16 protein-coding genes and 1 other RNA gene are annotated in these 22718 nt (G+C 73.9%); 4 read left to right on the top strand and 13 right to left on the bottom strand.

Annotation, left to right across the window (positions count from 1 at the left end; genetic code table 11):
* On the top strand, nt 1-341 hold a 341-nt coding region (locus ACZ6RT_RS01785; protein ID WP_470151859.1), incomplete at its 5' end, for a transposase.
* A 142-nt stretch (nt 342-483) separates the two neighbouring features.
* Here the strand turns inward: ACZ6RT_RS01785 and rnpB are convergent.
* The 4 genes from rnpB to ACZ6RT_RS01765 form a co-directional block, all read right to left on the bottom strand.
* Nucleotides 484-878, bottom strand: an RNA gene (gene rnpB / locus ACZ6RT_RS01780) — RNase P RNA component class A.
* A gap of 152 nt (nt 879-1030) precedes the next feature.
* Complete coding sequence (locus ACZ6RT_RS01775) at nt 1031-2344, bottom strand: bifunctional RNase H/acid phosphatase (protein ID WP_470151873.1); 1314 nt, start codon at nt 2342-2344, stop codon at nt 1031-1033.
* 8 nt (nt 2345-2352) lie between these two features.
* Entirely contained in the window at nt 2353-3093 is a 741-nt protein-coding gene (locus ACZ6RT_RS01770; RefSeq protein WP_399186822.1) for a zinc ribbon domain-containing protein, read from the bottom strand.
* Entirely contained in the window at nt 3090-3926 is an 837-nt protein-coding gene (locus ACZ6RT_RS01765) for a Nif3-like dinuclear metal center hexameric protein (protein ID WP_470151856.1), read from the bottom strand. Before ACZ6RT_RS01765 ends, ACZ6RT_RS01770 begins: the two co-directional genes overlap by 4 nt.
* A gap of 78 nt (nt 3927-4004) precedes the next feature.
* Here ACZ6RT_RS01765 and ACZ6RT_RS01760 point away from each other — a divergent pair, with 78 nt between their 5' ends.
* Both ACZ6RT_RS01760 and ACZ6RT_RS01755 read left to right on the top strand, forming a co-directional pair.
* Nucleotides 4005-5456, top strand: coding sequence for a flavin-containing monooxygenase (locus ACZ6RT_RS01760; protein WP_470151854.1), 1452 nt, complete (start codon nt 4005-4007; stop codon nt 5454-5456).
* A gap of 164 nt (nt 5457-5620) precedes the next feature.
* On the top strand, nt 5621-6685 hold the full coding sequence (locus tag ACZ6RT_RS01755; protein ID WP_470151852.1) for a dipeptidase: 1065 nt from the start codon (nt 5621-5623) through the stop codon (nt 6683-6685).
* A gap of 97 nt (nt 6686-6782) precedes the next feature.
* Here ACZ6RT_RS01755 and ACZ6RT_RS01750 read toward each other — a convergent pair whose 3' ends face one another.
* From ACZ6RT_RS01750 to ACZ6RT_RS01740, 3 genes are read right to left on the bottom strand one after another with little or no spacing between them, the layout of a single operon-like run.
* The gene (locus ACZ6RT_RS01750) at nt 6783-8273 is read right to left on the bottom strand and encodes an AMP-binding protein (protein WP_470151851.1); all 1491 of its coding nucleotides are present in this window, start codon (nt 8271-8273) and stop codon (nt 6783-6785) included.
* 8 nt (nt 8274-8281) lie between these two features.
* On the bottom strand, nt 8282-9262 hold the full coding sequence (locus ACZ6RT_RS01745; protein WP_470151849.1) for an acyl-CoA dehydrogenase family protein: 981 nt from the start codon (nt 9260-9262) through the stop codon (nt 8282-8284).
* 31 nt (nt 9263-9293) lie between these two features.
* A complete protein-coding gene (locus ACZ6RT_RS01740) occupies nt 9294-10472 on the bottom strand; it encodes an acyl-CoA dehydrogenase family protein (protein ID WP_470151847.1) in 1179 nt (392 codons plus the stop codon).
* A 408-nt stretch (nt 10473-10880) separates the two neighbouring features.
* Here ACZ6RT_RS01740 and ACZ6RT_RS01735 point away from each other — a divergent pair, with 408 nt between their 5' ends.
* The gene (locus ACZ6RT_RS01735; RefSeq protein ID WP_399186829.1) at nt 10881-11483 is read left to right on the top strand and encodes a TetR/AcrR family transcriptional regulator; all 603 of its coding nucleotides are present in this window, start codon (nt 10881-10883) and stop codon (nt 11481-11483) included.
* Here the strand turns inward: ACZ6RT_RS01735 and ACZ6RT_RS01730 are convergent.
* The 6 genes from ACZ6RT_RS01730 to ACZ6RT_RS01705 form a co-directional block, all read right to left on the bottom strand.
* Nucleotides 11428-12360 carry a DMT family transporter gene (locus ACZ6RT_RS01730; protein ID WP_470151845.1) on the bottom strand — a complete coding sequence of 311 codons (933 nt, stop codon included), beginning with the start codon at nt 12358-12360 and terminating at the stop codon, nt 11428-11430. The genes ACZ6RT_RS01735 and ACZ6RT_RS01730 overlap by 56 nt on opposite strands.
* 329 nt (nt 12361-12689) lie before the next feature.
* Nucleotides 12690-15884, bottom strand: a complete 3195-nt coding sequence (locus tag ACZ6RT_RS01725; protein WP_470151843.1) for an amino acid adenylation domain-containing protein — start codon at nt 15882-15884, stop codon at nt 12690-12692.
* Nucleotides 15881-17953, bottom strand: coding sequence for a non-ribosomal peptide synthetase (locus ACZ6RT_RS01720; protein ID WP_470151841.1), 2073 nt, complete (start codon nt 17951-17953; stop codon nt 15881-15883). The genes ACZ6RT_RS01725 and ACZ6RT_RS01720 overlap by 4 nt, the downstream gene beginning before the upstream one ends.
* Nucleotides 17947-19509, bottom strand: a complete 1563-nt coding sequence (locus ACZ6RT_RS01715) for a condensation domain-containing protein (protein WP_470151840.1) — start codon at nt 19507-19509, stop codon at nt 17947-17949. Before ACZ6RT_RS01715 ends, ACZ6RT_RS01720 begins: the two co-directional genes overlap by 7 nt.
* Nucleotides 19506-21101: a condensation domain-containing protein gene (locus ACZ6RT_RS01710; protein ID WP_470151838.1), complete on the bottom strand. Its 1596-nt coding sequence runs from the start codon at nt 21099-21101 to the stop codon at nt 19506-19508. Before ACZ6RT_RS01710 ends, ACZ6RT_RS01715 begins: the two co-directional genes overlap by 4 nt.
* Nucleotides 21098-22717 (bottom strand): condensation domain-containing protein, encoded by a 1620-nt coding sequence (locus tag ACZ6RT_RS01705; RefSeq protein ID WP_470151837.1) that lies wholly within the window; start codon nt 22715-22717, stop codon nt 21098-21100. The genes ACZ6RT_RS01710 and ACZ6RT_RS01705 overlap by 4 nt, the downstream gene beginning before the upstream one ends.
* Nucleotide 22718: the final 1 nt, after the last annotated feature.

The raw sequence follows: 22718 nt of genomic DNA, 5'->3' as shown, positions 1-22718 counted from the left end.
ATGAGTTCACCGAGGCTTGGGGCGGCAAGTACCCGGCGATCGTGAAGTTGTGGGAAGACGCCTGGGCCGAGTTCGTGCCCTTCCTCAACTTCGACACCGAGATCCGCCGGGTCATCTGCTCGACCAACGCGATCGAGTCGGTCAACGCCCGGATCCGCCGTGCGGTCAAGGCCCGCGGCCACTTCCCGAACGAGCAGGCCGCGCTCAAGTGCGTCTACATGGCGATCACGAGCCTGGACCCGACCGGCAAGGGCCGCAAACGCTGGATCACCCGCTGGAAGGCCGCCCTAAACGCCTTCGCCATCACCTTCGAAGGCCGCCTCACCCCGACCACCCGATAACCAATCAAAACCGAGATACACCGTTAACTAGACAGACCCCCTGCCGGAGCCGGACAAGACCACGATCCGGCTCCTCTCCTCTACCGAGTGGACCTCTACCTTGATCGATCACGACTTCACCGCAGGCCAGAGCAGGAAAGGGCGGACGAGTCGGCCTGTAGGCCGGGTTCTGTCCTTCACTCGCGTGAAGGGGCGACCATCCATCTAGGGCCGTCGTTGCCGGCGGCCTCAAGCGGTCTACCCGCGCGGCTCGGGCGGGCAGCCCTCGAACGTCGCGCGCGGGACGCTCCGGGGAGCGCCCCTTCTTGACCTTGCTCCGGGTGGGGTTTACCGAGCCGCCCACGTCACCGTGGGCGCTGGTGGTCTCTTACACCACCGTTTCACCCTTACCCCGTCTCGCGACGGGGCGGTCTGTTCTCTGTGGCACTTTCCCGCGGGTCACCCCGGGTCGGCGTTACCGACCACCCTGCCCTGTGGAGCCCGGACCTTCCTCGGCGAGCCTCCGAAGAGGCCCGACGCGGCCGCCCGGCCGGCTCGTCCGCCGTGATCCAAGCCTATCGGCTCCCACGTGGGCTCCAACCGGGCGGCAAGTGCTCTGCCCTGGAATAGGGGTCGAGCGGGACGGAACACGCGAGGACGGCGTGCCGCCCCGCGCCGGGGCCGAGGAAACAGGACCCGGGGCCGCCGGTTCAGCGCAGGTGCGAGGTGTCGTTGAAGGTCTTCACCACCGCCGGGCCGTCGGCGTAGTACTCGATCAGGGACAGGGCCGACAGGTCGAGGTGCATGCGGTACAGCGCGGCGAGGGGGGCCAGCAGCGCGAACCGCACCAGCATCTTGATCGGCGTGACGTGGGAGACGACGAGGACCGTCTTCCCCTCGTAGCGCTCGATCAGCAGGTCCCTGGTCGCCTCGACCCGCCGCGCCGCCACCCCGAAGCTCTCGCCACCCGGCGGCGCGGCGGACGGGTCCGCCAGCCAGGTGGCGAGCTCGTCGGGCCAGCGGCGCTGGATCTCGGTGAAGGTGTGGCCCTCCCAGTCGCCGAAGTCGGTCTCCCTGAGCCCTTCCTCGACGACGACGTCCAGGCCGGTCCTGGTCGCGACGGCCTCCGCGGTGGCGCGGGCCCGCTTGAGCGGGGAGCTGACGATCACTTGGAGGCCGTACGACTCCTTCGCCAGTTTCGCGGCTGCGGCCTCGGCCTGGGCCATGCCGTTGGGGGTGAGCTCGGGGTCGCCGAGCCCGGAGAACCTGCGCTCGACCGAGAACGGCGTCTCGCCGTGCCGGAGCAGGTACAGCGAGGTCGCGACGGAGGTGGGCGGGCGCCAGCCGGTGCCGGGGCTCGTCCCGGTGGCCTTCCGCGCCGCCTTGGCCGGCGGCTCGGCGGCCTCGGCGGCGGACCTGGCGTCGCCCGTCCCCGTACGGCCCGAGGTGTCGGGGTCCGGCGTGACAGTGTCGAAGAGGAGCAGGTCCTCGGCGGGCCCGCCACCGGTGAGGGTGGCGGAGGCGGCCCGGGCGGCGGGCGCGGCCGGGGCGACCGGCGTTCCCGCCACCGCGCCCGAGGCCCCCGAGGAGGCCGACAGCGCCCAGGGGCGTCCCTTGGCGGCGGCGTCCATGGCCTCGTTGGCCAGGCGGTCGGCGTCCTTGTTCTTCTCCCGGGGGATCCAGCGCCAGGTCACCTTGAGGCGCCTGGCCAGGGCCGCGGCCTCCAGGGCGAGCGGGCGCAGGCCCTCGTTCTTGATCTTCCAGCGGCCGGCCATCTGCTCGACGACCAGCTTGGAGTCCATCCGGACCTCGACCCTGGCACCGTCCCCGGCCAGGGAGAGGAGGGAGGCCAGGCCCGCGATGAGCCCCCGGTACTCGGCGACGTTGTTGGTCTGGGTACCGATCGCCTCGGCCGTCTCGACCAGGATCTGGCCGTCGGCGGCGTCCTTGACGACGGCCCCGTACCCCGCCGGTCCCGGGTTGCCCCGGGAGCCGCCGTCGGCCTCGATGACGTACGAGGTCACGGACGAGGTCACAGGCCGGACTCCGCGGTGCGGACCAGGATCCGGCGGCACTCCTCGCAGCGGATGACCTCCTCCTGCGAGGCGGCCCTGATGCGGTTGATCTCGGCGATGGACAGGCTCGTGCGGCAGCCCTGGCAGCGGGCCCCCTGGAGCATGGCGGCACCCACCCCGAACTGCTCGCGGAGCTTGCCGTAGAGGGTGAGCAGGTCGGCCGGGATGTCGCCGGCGACCTCCTCGCGCCTGGCCTGGAGCTCGCCCCTCTCCTTGTCGATCTCGGCGAACGCGGCGTCCCTGCGGTCCTCGGCGGTGCCGCGGGTGCCGGCGAGCTCGTCGCGCTCGGCCACGAGCCTGGCGACCTGCTCGTCGGCCGTCTCGCGGCGCTCCATGATCTCCAGGACGACCTCCTCGAGGTCGCTCTGCCTGCGGCTCAGGGAGGCGATCTCGGACTGGAGGCTGGCCAGGTCCTTGGGAGAGGAGACCTGGCCGGAGTCGAGGCGCTTCTGGTCGCGCGCGGCGCGGCTGCGGACCGAGTCGACGTCGGCCTCGGCCTTGGCCTGCTCGCGGGCGAGGTCCCCGGACTCGGTCTCGGCGGCGATCACCTGTGTCGCGATGCGGGCGATACGGGCGGAGAGCTCGTCGATCTGCGCCAGCTCCGGCAGGGTGCGGCGGCGGTGGGCCAGCCGGTCGAGGGCGGAGTCGAGTTCGGCCAGGTCAAGCAGACGCTTCTGGGCCGCAGGGGCTGCTTTCACGTGAAATCCTCGCACTTTGCTGTTGTGTTCCAGGCGTCCGTGACCGTCTCGGATACGCGCGTCTCAACATTAATCCCCCGGGCGGCCATCGCGGACGTGAGATGGCCCGCCGCGTCGGCGAGCCAGGGCCACTCGGTGGCCCAGTGGGCCGCGTCGATCAGCGCGGGGGCACCGGGGTCCTCGACGAACTCGCTCGCCGGGTGGTGGCGCAGGTCGGCGGTGAGGAACACGTCCACACCGGCGGCGCGGGCCGTGCCGAGCAGCGAGTCCCCGGCTCCCCCGCTGACCGCGACCCGCCGCACGGGGCGGGCGGGGTCCCCGGCGACCCGCAGGCCGCCGGCGGTGGCGGGGAGCCCGCGGGCGGCCTGCCGGGCGAACTCGGCGAGCGGTACGGGGGCGGGCAGCGAGCCGATCCGGCCCAGGCCGCGGCGGGGGTCGTCGTCGGCGGGCCTGAGCGGGACGAGCGGGCCGGTCAGGCCGACGGCGCGGGCCAGCGCGTCGGAGACCCCGGGGTCGGCGACGTCGGCGTTGGTGTGCGCGGCGAAGAGCGCGACGTCGTTCCTGATGAGCGTGTGGACCAGCCGTCCCTTGGGGGTGGTGGCCGCGACGCTGGTGGTGCCGCGCAGGTAGAGCGGGTGGTGGGTGACGATGAGGCCGGCGCCCCAGTCGAGGGCCTCCTCGGCGACGGCGACCGTCGGGTCGACCGCGAACAGGATCCGGCGCACCTCGGCGGCGGGGTCCCCGCAGACGAGCCCGACCGCGTCCCACGACTCCGCCCAGCGCGGGTCGTAGCGGGTCTCGAGCTCCGTGACGATCTCGGCAAGCGTAGGCACCTGCGCAGACTACCGGCCTATTCCCCGATCCCGGCCGAGCGCCTAATGTAAGTGGATGCTGACCCCCGGAGGGCACGCGTGAGCCCGAACATCGCGATCATCGGTGCCGGATTCGGCGGGCTGTGCATGGCCGTCCGGCTGGAGAAGGCCGGCATCCGTTCGTACACGATCTTCGAGAAAGGGCCGGACGTCGGGGGCACCTGGCGGGACAACACCTATCCGGGGGCGGGCTGCGACATCCCGTCGCACCTGTACTCCTTCTCGTTCGAGAAGTACTCCAGCTGGACGCGCCGCTATCCCGGACAGCCGGAGATCCTGGACTACCTGCGACGATGCGCCGACGCCCACGGCCTGCGCCCGCGCATCCGGCTGAACACCGAGGTCGTCTCGGCCACCTTCGACGAGCCGTCGGGCCGGTGGCGGGTGCGCACCACGAGCGGCGCCGGGGCCGGGGAGGAGGTGTTCGACGTGGTGGTGTCGGCCATGGGACAGCTCAACCGGCCCCACCTGCCCGACATCCCGGGAATGTCAGACTTCGCCGGGGCGGCCTTTCACTCGGCCCGCTGGGACCACTCCCAGGACCTGACGGGCCGCCGGGTGGCCGTGATCGGGAACGGCTCCTCGGCCGCGCAGTTCGTCCCGAAGGTGGCCGAGGTCGCCGCTCACCTGGACGTCTTCCAGCGGACCCCGAGCTGGGTCATCCCCAAACCGGACGCCGTCTTCGGTCCCCGTATGCGGACGGCCCTGCACCGCGTGCCGTTCCTGCAGCGTGCCTACCGCGAATGGGTGTACCGCTACGGCGAGCACACCCTGTACCCGGCCCTGGCCGGGGGGTGGAGCGCCGACCTGGTGCGCAGGCGCGCCCTGGATCACCTGCGCGCGCAGGTCCCGGACCCTGAACTGCGCGCCAGGCTGACCCCGGACTACCCGGTCGGCTGCAAACGGGTCGTCATCGACAGCGGGTTCTACCCCGCGCTGACCCGCCCCGACGTGCACGTCGTCACCGACCCGATCGTCCGGATCGTCCCGGAGGGCGTGCGGACCGTCGCCGGGCTCCGCGAGGCCGACGTGATCGTCTACGCGACCGGCTTCCGGACCACCGAGTTCCTGGCCCCGGTCCGGATCACCGGGCGCGGCGGGCGGGTGCTGGCAGAGGAGTGGAGGGAGGGCGCCGAGGCCTACCTCGGCATCGCCGTCCCGCGTTTCCCCAACCTGTTCCTGCTGTACGGGCCCAACACCAACCTGGGGCACAACTCGATCGTCTTCATGATCGAGTGCCAGGTCCGCTACATCATGGGGTGCCTGCCGCACCTGGCCGAGCGCGGGCCCATGGAGGTCAGGCCGGAGGCTATGGCCACCTGGCGGCGGAGCCTGGACCGGGCCATGAGCCGCATGGTCTGGCAGGCGGGCTGCAGGAGCTGGTACAAGAACGAGGCCGGCCGGGTGACCGGTAACTGGCCGGGGACGACGATGCTCTACCGCCGCCTCACCAGGGCCCCGCGCCCGGACGCCTTCCGCTTCGCCCGCTGACCCCCGGCCCCCGGCCCCCGACCCCCGACCCCCGACCCCACGGTCCGCCGGCCACCGGCCACCGGCCCGCCGATCCTCCGCCCCGGCCCGCCGGACGGCCGGGGACGCGGCGATGCCGGTAGCGTCGGGACGGACGAGAGCCGTCCACCCAGAAGGGCCCGCCCGTGTCCGCCGACCTGCACCTCGGCCCCCCGGCCGCCGACCTGCACCGCGACTCCGTGGTCGCCGACGCCCACAACGACCTGCTGATGGCCGTCACCGCCAGGCCGCCGCGGCGGTGGGCGTCGTTCTTCCGGGAGCGGTGGCTGCCCCAGCTCGTCGAGGGCGGGGTGAACCTGCAGGTGCTGCCCGTCTTCATCGACGACGCCTACCGGCCGGAGGGCGCGCTCCGGCAGACCCTGCGCATGATCGAGTGCGCCCACGTGCTGGCCGAGGCGAACGCCGACGCCGTACGGCTCTGCCTGGACGGGGCACAGGTCGACGAGGCGCTCGCCGAGGGCAGGATCGCCCTCGTCCTGGCGATGGAGAGCATGCCGGGGCTGAACTCCGCCGTCGAGCTGGTGCCGACGCTGCACCGGCTGGGCGTGCGCGTCGCCTCGATCGCGCACTGGGGACGCACGGCGTTGGCCGACGGCAGCGGGGAGGACGCCACCGGCAGCAGGCTCACCGCGGCGGGGGTGGAGACGCTGCGGGAGATGGAACGGCTCGGCATCGTCTTCGACGTCTCCCACCTGGGCGCGAGCGGGGTGGAGCACGTGCTGGAGCTGACGGCCCGGCCGGTGATGGCGACCCACTCGTCGGCCCGCGCGCTGCGCGACCACCACCGCAACCTCACCGACGAGCAGTTGCGCGGGGTGGCCGCGACCGGGGGCGTGGTGTGCGTGAACTTCCTGGCCGCCCTGCTGTCCGCCGATCCCGCCGAGTACACCCTGGACCGGCTGGTGGACCACATCGAGCACGTGGCGAGCGTCGCCGGGATCGACCACGTCGGCCTGGGGCCGGACTTCGTCCGCGAGGTCCTGCACGACGTGACCCCGCCGTGCTGCGAGAGCGACTACGACGTCGACCCCTACGCTGCCGTGCCGGGGCTGGCCGGCCCGAGCGGGCTGCCGCTGGTCACCGAGGCGCTGCTCAAGCACGGCTTCGCCGACGAGGAGGTCGTGAAGATCGTCGGCGGGAACGTGCACCGGTTCTTCCGCGCCGAGCTGGGCAGGCCCGGCGACCGGTGACGGGCCGTCACGGCCCGCGTGACCGGCCGGCTCCGGTCCGTTCCGGCCATCGTCGCCCACCCGGACCGAGGACCGCCGGGCCCGGCGGCGGGAGCGCCTAGCGGGCCAGGTACTCCTCCCTGACCCGGGAACGGGAGAGCTTCCCGGTCGGGGTCCGGGGCAGCTCGTCGCGGAACTCCACCACCCTGGGGTGCTTGAAGCGGGCGATGCGCGGGCCGAGGTGGTCGAGCAGGTCCTGCGGGTCGGGGGCGGAGCCGGGCACCGGCTGGACCAGCGCGACCACCCTGTGGCCCCACTCCTCGTCGGGCACGCCGATCACCGCGACGTCGGCGACCGAGGGGTGCTCCAGCAGCGCCGCCTCGATCTCGGCCGGGTAGATGTTGACCCCACCGGAGATGATCAGGTCGGTGCGCCGGTCGCAGAGGAACAGGAAGCCGTCGTCGTCCATGTAGCCGATGTCGCCCGGCGCGTACCAGGCGCCGCGCATGCTGGCGGCGGTCTTCGCCGGGTCCTTGCGGTACTCGAACCCGCCGGTGGCCGACCTGACGTGGATCATGCCCGGTTCCCCCGGGGGGAGCTCCTTCCCGTCGGCGTCGAGGATCCTCGCCTCGACGCCCGGGACGGGGCGGCCGACCGTGCCGGGGCGCTTCAACCAGTCGAGCGGCTTGACCGCGAAGGCGATGGAGGACTCGGTGGAGCCGTAGTACTCGTACAGGACCGGGCCCCACCGGTCCATGACGCCCTTCTTGACCGCGACCGGGCAGGCCGCGCCGGTGTGGACCACCTGCCGGAGCGAGGAGACGTCGTAGCGCTCCCTGATCTCCGCCGGGAGCTGCAGCATCCGGTGGAACATGGTCGGGACCATCAGGGCGTTGCTCACCCGGTGGCGGTCGACGAGCTCCAGGACGGTCTCCGGCTCGAACCTGGCGGCGATCACCACGGTGTGCCCGAGGTGCAGGGCGAACATGGTGTGCGCGCACGGCGCCGAGTGGTACATCGGCGAGGTCACCAGGTGGACCTCGTCTCCGGGCCGCAGGTCGCAGACCTCCCCCATGAACCAGGTGTAGAGCGGGACGGTCTCCTCGGGCTCCTTTCCGGACAGCGGGCGCTGCACGCCCTTGGGGAACCCGGTGGTGCCCGAGGTGTACCACATGACGGTGCCCGAGGTGCGGTCCGCCGGGGCGGTCCCCGGCTGCCCCTCGGCCAGGGCGGCGACGCCGTCCAGGGCGCCGTCGACCGGGAGGGCCGCGCCGCCGGCGGGGCCGGTCACCACGAGGCGGGCGTCGCAGTCGTCCAGGATGTAGCCGATCTCGGCGGGGGTGAGGTGCCAGTTGACCGGTACGTGGTACAGCCCGATCTGCCCGGTGGCCATCAGCAGGACCACCGCGTCGATGCCGTTGGGCAGCACCCCGGCGACCACGTCGCCCGTCGTGAGCCCGCGCGCCCGCAGTCCGTGCGAGACCCGGTTGACCAGGGCGAGCAGCTCGCCGTACGTCGTCACGGTGCCGTCGGTGTCGATCAGGGCGCGGCGTCCCGGGTCGGCCTCGGCGATCCGGTAGAAACCGGGCAGCCCGCTGATGTCGGCCATGCCCCTCCTCAGAGCTCCAGCAGCTCGGCGAGCCGGGCCCGGTGCGCGCGGGGCGGCCCCAGCAGCACCTCGTCGGCCTTGGCCCGCTTGTAGTACAGGTGCGCGTCGTGCTCCCAGGTGAACCCGATGCCGCCGTGCAGCAGCAGGTTGTCGCGGGCCACCTCGAAGCAGGCCCGGCCGGCGTAGGCCTGGGCGAGCGCGGCGGCCGAGGGCAGCTCGCCGGGCGCCTCGTCGGCGGCCCAGGCGGCGTACCGGACGATCGACTCGGCCTGTTCCAGCTTGCAGTGCATGTCGGCGAGCCTGTGCTTGACGCCCTGGTAGGAGCCGATGAGGCGGCCGAACGTCACCCGGAGTTTCGCGTAGCCGACGATGGCGTCCAGGCAGGCGCGCAGCACGCCGAGCTGCTCGGCGGCCACCGCGACCGCGAACAGATCCCTGGCGCGCGCCACGCCCTGCGGGGAGAAGGCGATCTCCTCGGCGCCGGTCAGGTCCACCCGGGCCTGCCTGCGGGTGATGTCCAGGGTGGTCAGCGGGGTACGGGTGCCGTCGCGCGCGGCCAGCACGCGGGGCCCGTCGAGCGCGAGCACCACGTCGGCCTCGGCGCCGTTGAGCGCGCGGTCGCCGTCGAGGACGACGGTCGCGACCGTGGTGCCCGCGGCGATGCCGGGCAGCAGTTCCTTCTCGCCGGTCTCGGTCAGCAGGATCGTGGCCAGTGTGCCCGCCAGGAAGGGGCCGGGCAGCAGCGCCGCGCCGGTCTCGGTCAGCACGACGGCCAGCTCGGCGTACCCGGCCCCGGCTCCGCCGTGCTCCTCGGGGACGACGAGGCCGGACAGGCCCAGCTCGCCGTTGAGCCTGCGGTAGACCTCGGGGTCGTGACCGGTCCCGGATTCGGCGGCCTGCCGGACCGCGGGCAGCGGTGAGGCCGAGGCGAGGAAGGAACGGACCGCGTCGCGCAGCTCCCGCTGCTCCTCGGTGAGCACGAGTCTCATGTGTTTCGCCCTTTCTGCACCGACCGGCGGGTCACCCGTTCACCGTGAGGTCCTTGAACGGCACGTTCTTGTCCAGACGCGGCTCGGGCGGCAGGCCGAGCACCCGGTCCCCGACGATGTTCCGCATGATCTCGTTGGTGCCGCCGCCGAGGGCCATCGCCGGGGCCAGGGAGAGCGCCTCGGCCAGGCCGCCGCCGCCCTCCTCGTAGGCGACGGCCTCGGGCCCGGCCAGCGAGGTGGCCAGGTCGGCCTGGAACATGGTCAGCTCGGCCAGCAGCAGCTTGGCGGCGCTGCCCCGGGCGCCGGGGAAGATCCCGGCCTTGGTCTCCTGGGAGAGCCGCTGGTTGAACAGGACGAGCGCGCGGGAGCGGACGTACAGCTCGACGAGCGCGTCCCTGACCACCGGGTCGGAGGTGTCGGCGGTGCGGCGCAGCGCGTCGAAGGCGACCGGGTTGTCCTTCTGTCCGCCCATGCCGACCCCGCTGGAGATCGACAGGCGCTCGTGCAGCAGGGTGGTGACGGCGCAGCTCCAGCCGTCGTTCACCTCGCCGACCAGGTTCTCCTCGGGGATGTGCACGTCGTCGAAGAAGATCTCGTTGAAGTGCGCGCGGCCCGTCATGTCCCGCAGCGGGCGGACGGTGACCCCGGGGGCGCGCATGTCCACGATGAACATCGTCAGGCCCTTGTGCTTGGGCACGTCCACGTCGGTGCGGGTGAGCAGCAGGCCGTGGGAGGCGTGCTGGGCGACGGAGGTCCACACCTTCTGCCCGGTGACCCGCCAGCCGTCCTCGACGCGGACGGCCCGGGTCTGCAGGGCGGCGACGTCGCTCCCGGCGCCGGGCTCGGAGAAGAGCTGGCACCAGATCTCCTCGCCGCGCAGCAGCGGCCGCAGGTGGCGGGCCTTCTGCTCGGGGGTGCCGAGGTCAACCAGGGTGGGGCCGCACATGCCGAGCCCGATGGAGAAGACGTAGGTCGGCAGCGTGAAGTCCTTGGCCTCCTCGGCGAAGGCCCGCTCCTCCGCCTGGGTCAGCCCCTGCCCGCCCCACTCGCGGGGCCAGGTGATCCCCGAGTAGCCCGCGTCGTACATGCGCGCCATGAAGTCCTTCGCGGCGGCGACGCCACCGGGGTCCGGGGCGGCCTCGACCTCGGCGTTCCCGGCGTTGGCCTCCAGCCAGGCCCTGGCCTCGCGCCGGTACTCCTGAAGATTCATGTCCGCTCCAATCAGTGCTCACTTACTCTAGCCAGCGCCGGATGGGTCGTACAGAGCAATGCTCTACTGAGGAGCTTGGGAGATCTTTATCCCTTTTTGACAGGAAATGCACTGAAACGCGGGCCGGGGGCGCCCGGGAGATCGCCCTCGCGCACGGCGGCACCCCGAAGCCGCAGGACCGCTCCGCGGGAGCGCGCTTCGTGCCGCGTCTCCCGCTCGCCCGCGAACAGGGGGACGATCCCCCCTGAGCCGGACGGGTCACGGCTCACGAAGGGTCCCGGCCGGGCCTCGGGGGCCGCGTCCCGCGTTCGCGGGGCCCGGACCAGGGGTACCCCTCACCTGGGGTCACACCCCCCTGACCTTCACCCCTATCCCGAACGGCCGGACTTGACCCGCTAGTGTTCCCTTGTGGCAAGGGGATTTGGGCGATTACGTCGTGAAGATCTGCTCCGGACCGCCTGTGATGTCATCGCGACCCAGGGGTTCGCTCACACCCGAACCGCTGACATAGCCCAGGCGGCCGGGGTGAGCCAGGCGCTGCTCTTCTACCATTTCGAGACCAAGGAGAAGCTGTTCGCCCAGACGTTCTCCTACGCCGCCCAGCTCGACCTGGACGCGCTCGCCGCGGTGGAGGAGGCGGGCGGCTCCCCCCTCGACCGGTTGCGGGCCCTGCTGAGGCTCTACTCCCCCATCGGCAAGTCCAAGTCGTGGGCCCTGTGGATCGACGCCTGGGCCGAGTCGATGCGCAACCCCGACCTGGAGGAGATGTCCCGCAGGATCGACCTGCGCTGGAGGCAGTCCCTGCGCGCGATCATCGAGGACGGTGTCAGGGCGGGGGTGTTCACCTGCGCCGACCCCGAGGGGGCGACCTGGCGGATCATCTCGCTGATCGACGGCCTGTCCACGCAGCTGACGGTGCATCGCCGGGTGCTGCCCCGGGCCCGCCTGACCGGGTTCATCCGGACGGCCGCGGCGGCGGAACTGGGTCTGTCACCCGACGAGCTGGACTGAGCGGCCCGCCGGGCAGCACGATCAGCAGCATGGCGAGGGCGATCAGCCCTCCCCCGAGGAAGACGCCCACGGTGAGCGGCTCGCCGTACAGCGCGATGGCCAGGGCGGTCACCCAGAGCGGCTGGGACGACAGGATCACCGCCGCGGACACCGGCGGGACGTGCACCTGGCCCCACGAGCGGGCCAGGAAGCCCAGCGCGCACGCCACGATCGACAGGTGGCCGAGGGCGGCCCAGTCGCCCGGGGTGGCGGGCAGGGTCAGGCCGTCCGGCGCGGCGAGGAGGCCCGTCATCACGGCGATGGTGCCGAGCTGGATCACCGTGACCGCGTAGGCGTTCCGCCGGGCGGCCGGGGAGTTGCCGAGCGCCAGCGTGTGGCCCGCGTACAGCACCGCCGACAGCAGGGTGACGAACAGCGCGGGCGGCGAGACGTGACCGCCCTCGGTGCCGCGCAGCACGGTGAAGACGGCCATCGCGGCCATCGCCAGCGCCGCCGCGGCCCAGACCCGCGCCGACGTCCTTGCCCCCAGCAGGACCAGCCCGAGGACCGGGGTGATCACCACGTACGAGCCGACCGTGAACCCGGAGACCGACGAGGGCAGGTCGTGCAGCGCGACCGCCTGGACCGTCTGGCCCAGGCCGAACAGCAGGCCGAGCAGGATGCCGGTCGGCCAGGTGCCCTCGGGCAGCCCACGCAGGTGCCCGGGACGGAGCGCGGCCAGCGCGAGCGCGGCGATGCCGTACCGCTCGGCGAGCAGGTCCGCGACGGGCACGCGGACGATGAGGTCCTTCATCAGCGGGAAGGCCGATCCCCAGGCGGCGCTGACGAAGATCAGGAGCATGATTCCCACGACGGGCCGGGGAGCTACCACTGCCATACCGGAAGGGTGACATCACCCAACGCGACGGTCCCGTCACCGAACGGATCGAGGATGGCCCGAATACAACGCTGAGTGAAGGACGCCACACCGGCACGCGGGACCTCATACCCTCGGAGACCTTTCCGTCTTATTGGATTCTTCGCACAATCAGGGCGAAAAATCCGACGGGGGTACGGCGCCGACAGCCGCTCCGGGCACCACCGCGATCCGGGCCGGGCATGACGAACACCGTGTGGAGGGTGACGGGCATGCGGGACGCCCCGGCCGGGAGGGCACGACCGGGTCCCCGGCCGACGAGGCCCGGCCGGGGACCCGGTCGTCGGGGTTCAGGAGTCGGCGAGCAGTTCCATGGCCTCCTCGTCGGACAGCGCCTCCAGTTCCTCGATCAGCAGCTCCTCCAGCGCCTCGGCGAGCCCGGCCACCGTGCTCCGGGCGAAGACCGTGCGGATCGGCACCTCGATCCCGGTGGCCCGCCTGATCCGGGCCGCCACCCGGGTCGCCAGCAGGGAGTGCCCGCCCAGCGCGAAGAAGTCGTCGAAGACGCCGACCGGACCCGCGCCGAGCAGCTCGTCCCAGATCCCGGCCACCAGCCTCTCGGCGTCCGTCCGCGGCTCGACGCGCCCCGCGGACGGGACCGGTGCGGCCGGTTCGGGGAGCGCGGCCCGGTCGACCTTGCCGCTCGTGGTGAGCGGCAGCGCGTCCAGCGTCACCCAGGAGGTGGGGACGAGCTGGTGCGGCAGCGACCGCTCCAGGTGGGCCCTGAGCTCTGCCGGGTCCGCGGTGCCGGTGACGTAGGCGACGAGCTCCTCGCCCCGGCCGGTCACGAAGGCCTGCCGTACCTCCGGGTGGGCGAGCAGGCGGCTCTCCACCTCCCCGGGTTCGATCCGGAAGCCTCTGATCTTCAGCTGCGCGTCGAACCGTCCAAGGAACTCCAGCCGCCCGTCGAGACGCCACCGCGCCCGGTCGCCGGTGCGGTAGCGGCGCGCTCCCGGCGCCCCGTAGGGGTCGGGGACGAACGCGCCCGCCGTCAGCGCGGGCCTGCCGAGGTAGCCCCGGGCCACCCCGGCCCCGCCGATGACCAGCTCCCCGGCCGCTCCGGGCGGCAGGGGCTCTCCCCGGCCGTCGAGCACGCGGACGGTGGTCTCGCCGATCGGCGTCCCGATCGGCGGGCGGCCGGCCACGTCCCCGGCCCCGAGGTCGGCGGCGGTGGCGATCACCGTCCCCTCGGTGGGGCCGTAGGTGTTGACCAGCCGGACGCGGTCGCCGAGCAGGCCGCGCCAGCGTTCCACCGCAGGTGCCGCGACCTGCTCGCCACCCAGGACGACCAGGCGCAGGGCGGGCGGCCAGGCCGTCTCCTCCGGTTCCTCGGTCAGCGAGTGCCAGTACGCGGTCGGCAGGTCGAGCACGGTGACGGTCCGGCCCGCGGGCGAGGACAGCAGGGCGGGCAGGGACGTCGCGCCGTCGGGGAGCAGGACGAGCCTGGCCCCCGCGGCCAGCGTGGGGAAGATCTCCTCGACGTGGGTGTCGAAGCCGAGCGAGGCGAACTGCACGACCTCGTCGGCCGGGGTCAGGCCGTAGTCCGCGCGCATCCAGCGCACCCGCGCCGCCACCGCGCCGTGCTCGACCAGCACCCCCTTGGGCACGCCGGTGGAGCCCGAGGTGGTGATGACGTACGCGGCGTCCGGCGGTCCGAGCGCGATCCGGCCCGCGTCACCGTCCCCGGTGACACGTGCCGTCCCGTTCCCGGTGAAGGCCGCGTCCCCGGTGGAGGCACCGCTCCCGGGGGAGGTCGCGTTTCCGGTGGAGGCACCGTTCCCGGCGGAGGGGGCGACGGCGACACGGCCCGGGGGCGCCTCGCGCAGGGTGATCAGGCAGGTGGCCGAGGCGTCCGCCATCGAGAAGGCCAGCCGCTCGTCCGGCACCTCGGGATCGAACGGCAGGTAGGCGGCCCCGGCCTGCCAGGTGGCGAGCAGCGCGACGATCGCCTCCACCGAGCGGGGCAGGCAGACGCCGACCACGTCGCCGCGCCGCACGCCGTGCTCACGCAGGACCCCGGCGAGCGCCCGCGCGCGGGCCAGCAGCTCGCCGTAGGTGACGCTCTCCCGGCCGCAGACCACGGCGATCGCCCCGGGGGCCCGCCGCGCCGCCTCGGCGATCATCCCGGGGACCGTGGCGGTGTCCGTGACGGTGTCCGGGGCGGACGGCGCCGCGTACCCGGCGGGCGGGACCGGTCCGGCCGGCAGCGTGCGGATGTCGGAGTGGTCGGCGTCGGTCCAGACCGGCAGCGCCGACAGCGGGGTGTCCGGGCGGGCCGCGACGGATCCGAGCAGGAGGGCGAACCTGGCGGCCAGGCGGCCGACCTCCTCCGTCCCGAACAGGCCGGTGTCGTGGCAGAAGGACAGCTCCAGGCCGTTCTCGTCGGACCACGCCTCCACCAGGAGGTCCACCTTGGCCTGCCGGAAACCCGCGTCGGCGTCGGTCACGGTCAGGTCGCCGAAGGGCCGTCGCGGACCGGCGTCCTGGGTGTGCAGGATGAGCATGGAGGGCAGCAGCGACTCGGCCGGGTGGCTGAGCTGCTCGAAGGGGACCGCGGGATTGCCCAGCGCCCCCAGGACCTCGCCGCGGGTACGGCCGATCAGCGCGGTGAACGGCGGATCGCTCGCCAGGTCGCCGCGCAGGATCAGCGTCTGGGAGACGTACCCGACCATCGGCTCCAGCTCGACCCGGTCACGGCCCGCCACGACGGTGCCGACCAGGACGTCGTCCTGCCCGGTGTGCCGCAGCAGCAGCGTCTGGTAGGCCGCGACCAGCACCGTGAACAGGGTGGTGCGGTGCTCGGCGGCCAGCGACTCCAGCCTGCGCGCCGTGGCCGCGGGCAACCGGACGCGTTGCGTCTCGCCGCGCCCGCTCCCCTGCCCCGCGCGCCGGAACGGCAGCTCCGACGCGGGCGGGGAGGCGAGCTTCTCACGCCAGTACGGCACGGCCCGCCCGGCCCTGCGCCGCTGCCAGCGGGCGTAGTCGCTCGCCTGCACGGGCAGCGGGCGCAGCCGGGGTTCGGTCCCGGACAGCCGGGCGGTGTAGCAGTCGGCCAGGTCGTCGAGGAGGACGTTGAGCGACCAGCCGTCCGCGACGATGTGGTGCATCGTGAGGCAGAGCACGTGCTCGCCCGCGTCGACCCGGATCACCGCGGCGCGCAGCGGCGGCCCGGCCTCCAGGTCGAACGGGGCGTTGACCCGCTCGGTCACCAGGCGTCCGGCGTCACCGCGGTCGCCGGCGTCCAGCCATTCGACCGCGGGCGGGTCGTTCTCCACCACGGCCCAGGGCACGCCCTCCTCCTCGGTGAACCGGGTGCGCGGGCTCTCGTGCCGGGACAGGACGTCAGCGAGCGCGAGCAGCAGCGCGGACCTGTCCAGCGGGCCCTCGAGCCTGCGGACCAGGTACACGTTGTAGGAGGCGTTGCCCGGGTCGAGACGCTGCAGGAGCCAGAGCCGCTCCTGCGCCGGGGACAGGGGCGCCTTCACGAGCCCGGCGCCAGTTCGTCGAAGATGGCGGCCAGCTCGTCGGCGTCGAGCCCGTCGAGCCGGTCGCGCAGCGCGGCGATCTCGGAGAGGTCCAGGTCGTCGTCGTCCAGGTCGTCCAGGCACCGGGCGAGCCCCGCGACGGTCGGGTTCTCGAAGAGGGCCACGATCGGCACGGCGGCCCCGAAGCGCGACTGGACCCTGGCGATGATCCGGGCCGCGGTCAGGGAGTGCCCGCCGAGCTCGAAGAAGTCGTCGTCGACCCCGATCGGCCGGTCCACCCCCAGCACCTCGGCCCACATCGTGGCGAGCTCGTCCTCGGCGGGGGTCGAGGGTGCCCGGTAGGGGGTCGCCGGCGACGCCGTCCAGTCGGGCGCGGGGAGCGCCGCGCGGTCGAGCTTGCCGTTGGGGGTGAGCGGCAGGGCGTCGAGCGTGACGAGGTGCGCGGGGACCATGTACTCGGGCAGGCTCGCGCGCAGCCGGTCGCGCAGCGTCTCCCACAGGTCCTCCGGCGCCGGTAGCCGCGCCGGGGTGGGCGCGGGGACCACGTACGCCACCAGCCTGGGCAGGCCGTCCGGCCCGTCGCAGACGCCCGCGGCGGCCCGGCGCACCCCCTCCACCGAGTGCATCACGGTCTCGATCTCCCCGAGCTCGACGCGGAACCCTCTGATCTTGACCTGCCGGTCCGCCCGGCCGAGGTACTCCAGGCGCCCGTCCGGGGCGTTCCGGACCAGGTCGCCGGTGGCGTACATGCGGGCCCCGGGACGGCCGGCGAAGGGGTCGGGCAGGAACCGGGCCGCGGTCGGGCCGGGCATGCCCCGGTAGCCGCGGGCCAGCCCGTCGCCGCCGATGTGCAGCTCGCCCGCCTCGCCGTCCGGCACCGGAAGGCCGCGCTCGTCGAGGACGTACAGGAACGTCCCGGCGATCGGCCCTCCCAGGCCGATCCCGGCCGGGGGCGGCTCGACGATCCCGGCCGTGGACCACACGGTCGTCTCGGTCGGCCCGTAGACGTTCCACAGGTCCGCGCCGGGCGCGAGGAGCGCGTCGGCGAGGTCGCGGGGCAGCGCCTCTCCCCCGCAGAGCCGCAGGCGGACCGTCTCCGGTACGCCCCCGGCCTCCAGCAGGATCCGCCACGTCGCCGGGGTGGCCTGCATGACCGTGATCCGCTCGGCGACCGCCAGCGCCCGCAGTGCCGGGCCGTCTGCGGCCTGCTCGGCGGAGGCCACCACGACCCGCGCCCCGCACGCCAGCGGCAGCAGCAGTTCCAGCACGGAGATGTCGAACGACAGGGTCGTGACGGCCAGCCAGCGGTCCTCTGGGAGGAGTCCCGGCCGGTCGGCGAACGACGCGAGCAGGTTCGCCACCGCCCGGCCGGGCACCTCGACGCCCTTGGGCCGCCCGGTGGAACCCGAGGTGTAGAGCACGTACGCCAGCCCGCTCCCGGCCGGGCCGGAGAGCCCGGGAACGGGAAGACCCGGCGCGGAAAGGCCGGGGGTGGCAGGGACGGCAGGGACGGCACCGGGCGCGGGCGTGCCGCCCGGCACCGGCGGGACCTCGCCACCGGCCGTGAGGGAGAGCACGTCGGGGACGCCGGCCAGCAGCCGCCGGTCCACGCCGGGCTGGGTCAGCACCAGGCCGATCCCGGCGTCCTCGCGCATCAGGGCCAGCCTGTCCTCGGGGAAGGCCGGGTCGAGGGGCACGTAGGCGCCGCCCGCGGCCCAGACCGCCAGGAGCGCGACGACCATCCCCGTGGTCCGTTCCATGCACAGCCCGACGGGTGTCTCCGGGCCCACCCCCCGCTCGCGCAGCACGGTGGCGAGGTCGCCGACCCGCCGGGACAGCTCCCGGTAGGTCAGCTCGCCCCCGGGGCCGCTGACGGCCACCGCGTCCGGTGCCGGGGCGGGTGAGCGGTGCGCGGATCCGGCCCGGGATCGTCCCGTCCCCGGCTCCCGCACGGATCCGGCGTCCCCGCCGGGTCCCGGCACCGGCTCCGGCGCCGGGGCCGGGGCCGGGGCCGCGTTCGGGGACGGGCCCAGGAACGGGTTCGGCGTCGTCGGCACGGTCGTCACCACGGTGTTGCACCTCTCAGGTCGGACAGCCGGAGATCCGGGTCGGCCCCGGCGCGCTCCACCACGCCGGTGAAGGACCGGGTCAGGCGCCGCGCGGTCTCGGCGGAGAACAGGTCACTGCTGTAGTCGAGGACGCCGCCGAGGCCCTCGGGCCCCCGCCAGGCGTCCACGGACACCTCGGCCTTGGTACGGCCGGCCGTGGGGACGGGACGGAACTCGGCCGACAGGTCGCCCATCGTGGTGTTCAGCAGGTGGCCCTTGGGCAGGTTGTGCAGGTTGAACATGGCCTGGTAGAGCGGCGGCCTGCCCAGGTCGCGGGGCAGGCGCAGCGCGCCGAGGATCCGCTCGAACGGCGTGCCGGCGTGCTGCAGCCCCCGGAAGAGCGCCAGCCGGGTGCGCTTGAGCAGCTCGCGGAAGGTGGGGTCGCCGGACAGGTCCGCGCGCATCACCATGGTGGTCGCGAAGTAGCCGATGAGCGGCTCGATCTCGGTGCGGTCCCGGCCCGCGACCGGCACGCCGACGCAGAAGTCGTCCTGCCCGCAGGCCCCGCCCAGGGTCACCTGGTAGGCGGCGAGCAGCGCGGTGAAGAGCGTGCAGCGCGCCGCCCTGGCGACCTCCTCCAGCCGGGTGATCGTCTCGTCGGGCACGAGCAGGCTCTCCTGCCCGCCGCGTCCGCTCCAGCGGGCCGGGCGGGGACGGTCCGGGGGAAGGTCGAGGGCGGGCACCCCGGCGAGCGTCCTGGTCCAGTACTCCAGGTGCGAGGCGTCCTCGTCGCTCTCGGCGCGGCGCCTGTCCTCCTCGGCGACCCACGGGTACTGGGTGGGAAGCTCCTCCAGCCGCGGCGGCCTGCCCTCCCGGTGGGCGGCGTAGCACTCGGTCACCTCGCGCATCAGCACGTCCAGCGACCAGCCGTCCACGACGATGTGGTGCAGGACGATGCAGAGCAGGACGTCGTCCTCGCCCAGCCGCAGCAGCGCGACCCGCAGCGGCGGGCCGTGCTCCAGGTCGAACGGCCGGTCGACGAACTCCACCACGGCGGGGTCGGGGTCGCCGGTGACGTCCACCGACTCCACCGGCACCGGCGCGGCGGGCACGACGACCTGGACGGGACGGTCCCCGTCCAGCCGGTAGCGGGTGCGCAGCACGTGGTGCCGCTCGACGACGCGGGTGAAGGCCGCGGCGATCGCGCCGGCGTCGACCGGTCCGCGCAGCCGCACGCACCAGGGGGTGTGGTACGTGGTGTCGGCCGGGTCGAACCTGCCGAGGAACCACAGGCGCTCCTGCCCGAACGACAGCGGCCAGACCTCACCCTCCCCGGCCGCGCCGTCGTCCGTGCCCGCGTCCCGGCCGGTCGTGTTCCCGGGGATCTCGGCCGCACTCCCGTGCGTGTTCCCGGCCGTGCCCCTGGGCGTGTCCCGGTCCGTCGTCCCCGCGGGGCCGTTCCCGCCCCGCTCGCGGATCTCCCGCAGCAGCGCCTCGCGCCGTTCGGGAGGCAGCCGCAGCAGCCGGTCGAGCAGCGCCGCGCGCGAGCCCGGCGGCGCCTGCTCCTCCGCGGTCACCGGCCACCTCCCGGTGTCGCGGGCACGGCGGCGCCCTGCCCGGCGAGCCGCCCGGCCTCCATCGGACCCGCGTCCACCGGGCCGACGCCCATCGGAACGGCGTCGATCGGAGCGGCGTCCATCGGGCTCGCGCCCATCGGAACGGCGTCCACCGGATCCGGGTGCTCCAGCGTCGCGGCGGGACGCTCCACCGGCGTGATGCCGCACAGCTCCGCGACCCCGTCCAGCGGGACGTCCCCGGCCACCGCGGCGACGAGCAGCGTCTCCATGCCGAGCAGCAGCGCCTGGGTCGTGGAGCGCGGCACGTAGGCCGTGTCGACCATCAGGTAGAGCTGGCAGACGTCGGTGGCGGGGCCGGTGGAGAACATGGCCGTGGCGTCCACCTGCGCCCAGGAGGCGACGTGGAAGACCCTGGTCCGCCCGGTGAGGGCGGCGATCGCGGCCGGATCGCCCGGCGGGTCCACCGCGGGCAGGTGCGGCCAGTCGGTGATGGTCCTGGCGTCGTTGAAGTAGGCCGACAGGTTGATCGGCCCGCCGCGCTCGCGGCCGACCTCCTCGCGCAGCGCCATCATCCGGTACGCGTCGTACTGGGCGTTCCGGTAGGCGGTCAGCGCCTGCCGGTGCCCGGCGCGGGTGGCGTCGGCGAACGTCCCGCCGGGCAGGTCGAGGACGAAGAGCCCGTCCTGCGCCGCGGTGCCCGCCATGCTCGCGACCCGGGGGTCGTGCCGGTTGGCCACGATGAGCTGCATGACCACCTGGCGGTGCCCGGTGAGCGCGCTCAGCAGCACCGCGCTCGCCGTGGTCAGCACGGTGGACGCGCTCACCGACCAGCGCGCCGCCAGCGTCTCGGTCGCGGCCGCCGCGGCGACCGACTCCATGCCGAGCCGGATGAACCGCGGTTCCTCCGGCTCGGCGGGGGGGAAGTCGAACATGGTCATGGGCACCCGCTCCAGCTGCGCGCGCCAGTGCCGCAGCGCCCGCTCGCCACGGGCCGCGCCCGCCCCCTCCTGCTCGAAGGCGGCCTGGTCCATCGGCTGCCACACCGGCCCCGGGGGCTCGGCCCCGGCCAGCAGGCTCCGCCAGTCGCGCGCCAGCACGTCCAGCGCGCCACCGTCCACGGCCAGGTGGCACAGGGCGAACGCGACCATCCTGGGGCGTCCGTCGACCGTCACCACGGCGCAGCGGAACGGCAGCTCGACGGCGTACTCGAACGCCCTGGCGGCCATCCCCGCGGCCAGTTCCCTGGCGGCGGCGAGCGGCTTGACGTTCGTGTCGAACACCTCGACGGTGAACCGGCCCCGGCCGGCCACGTGCTGCACCGGTCCCTCGGGCGTCTGCTCGAACGTCGTCCTCAGCGCCTCGTGCCGCTCGACGAGCGCGCGCAGGGCGGACAGGACGGCGTCGAGGTCGCGCCTGCCGTAGACCGGCAGCACCCAGGACATGTTGTAGAACGGGTCGTCGTCGTCCAGCCACCGGGTGAGCCGCCAGAAGGCCAGCTGACCCCAGGTGAACGGCGCGTCGCCGCCTCGCGCGCCCGTGAACTCCACCGTCTCGGAGGGCAGCGGCACCAGTCCGTCCGCCGTCGCCGTCATCGGGACCTGCCGATCTCCTCGACGACGCCCGCGACGGTCGGGGTGTCGATGAACACCTCGAAGGAGAGCTCGACGCCGAGTCGGTCCCGGACCCGGGCGATGATCTGGGTGATGGTCAGCGAGTGCCCGCCGAGGTCGAACAGGTCGTCCTCCGGGCCGACCTCGTCCGTCCCGAGCGCCTCGCACCAGATCTCCGTCACCACCCGCACGAGTTCCGCGTCCCCGGTGGCCGCCCCCTGCGTGGCGGGCGCGGCCACCGGGGACGCGACCGCGACGGAGCCCGCCGCCTCCGTGCCTCCCGTGGCTCCCGCGGCCTCCGCCGGGACCGCGCGGACGACCCGGGCGGGCAGGGGGAGCTCGTCGATCGGGGTGCCTGGACGGGCGGCGACGCCCTCCAGCAGCACGCGCAGGTCCTCGGCGACGCGCTCGCAGGCGGCGCGGCCGATGGCCTCGGGGTTGAACCGCAGGTGGGCCCGCATCCCGTCCGGGCCGTCGACGATCTGCAGGTGCAGGGTGTTGCGGACCGCGCCGTTGGAGGCCGACCAGTCGACCGAGGCGTCCAGGCCGTCGAAGGAGGGGTCGGCGCCCGAGCGTCCCCGGTAGCTGAGCGAGACCGGGGTGAGCGCGGCGCGCGGGCTGATCCCGCCCAGGGCCCTGGCCAGCGGGACCTCCCGGAAGCGGTAGATCGCCCGCACCTCCTCCCGCACCGACCGGGCGAACTCGGCGAACGTCCCCGCCGGGCGGGACACCACGGGCAGCTCGTTGACGAACGCGCCCACGTGCTCGCGCGTCTCCTCGGTCCTGGTGGACAGGTCCACGGCCACCGCGACCGTGGTGTTGCCGTACCCGTACAGCAGCGTGTGCAGGACGGCCAGCACCGTCTCGAAGCGGGTCAGGCCCAGCGGCCCGGCGATCGCGGCGACCTCGTCGCCGAGGTGCAGGTCCAGGGTGTCGCCGGGGGCGGCGCGCAGCGAGGGACGGGCCGGGCCGGGCAGCGCCACCTCCTGCTCGTCGTGCCAGCGCGGGCGCCAGAACTCCGCGGCCTCCTCCAGCGCGGCGGCCACCCGCTCCTGTTCGGCACGGGCCGCCTCCCCGTACGAGATCGGCAGGGGGGCCTGCGCGGACCCCGCGTGGGCGGCGGCGAGGTCGCGGAGCAGGACCTCCTTCGACATGCCGTCGAAGACGGCGTGGTGGGCGACGACCTGCAGCAGGTGACGGCCGGGGGCGAGCCTGAACAGGGTGAACCTGGACGGCGGGCCGGTCTCCAGGTCGAAGGGGCGGGCCACCTCGGCCTCGAGGGCCTGGTCGATCGCGGCCTCGTGGGCGGCCTCGCCGGAGGGCCCGGACAGGTCGGTGAACCGGATCGGCGGCGGCGCCTCGCCGGTGAGCAGCCGGATCTCGCCGTCCCGCTCCGCCAGGACCGCGGCGAGCACGGGGTGGCGCCCGACGACGGCCGCGCAGGCGGCGAGCATCGCGTCCACGTCGAGCGGGCCGTCGAACCGCACGGTCAGCGGCATCGCATAGGCCCGGCCGCCGGCACCCGTCCGCTCGGTGATCCACATCCCCTGCTGGGCGAAGGACGCCCTTTCCCATCCGTCTATCAGCGGCAGCGACATT

It is taken from the genome of Streptosporangium sp. NPDC050148 (genome assembly GCF_055586505.1).
This window is presented reverse-complemented; position numbering and strand designations above follow the sequence as displayed.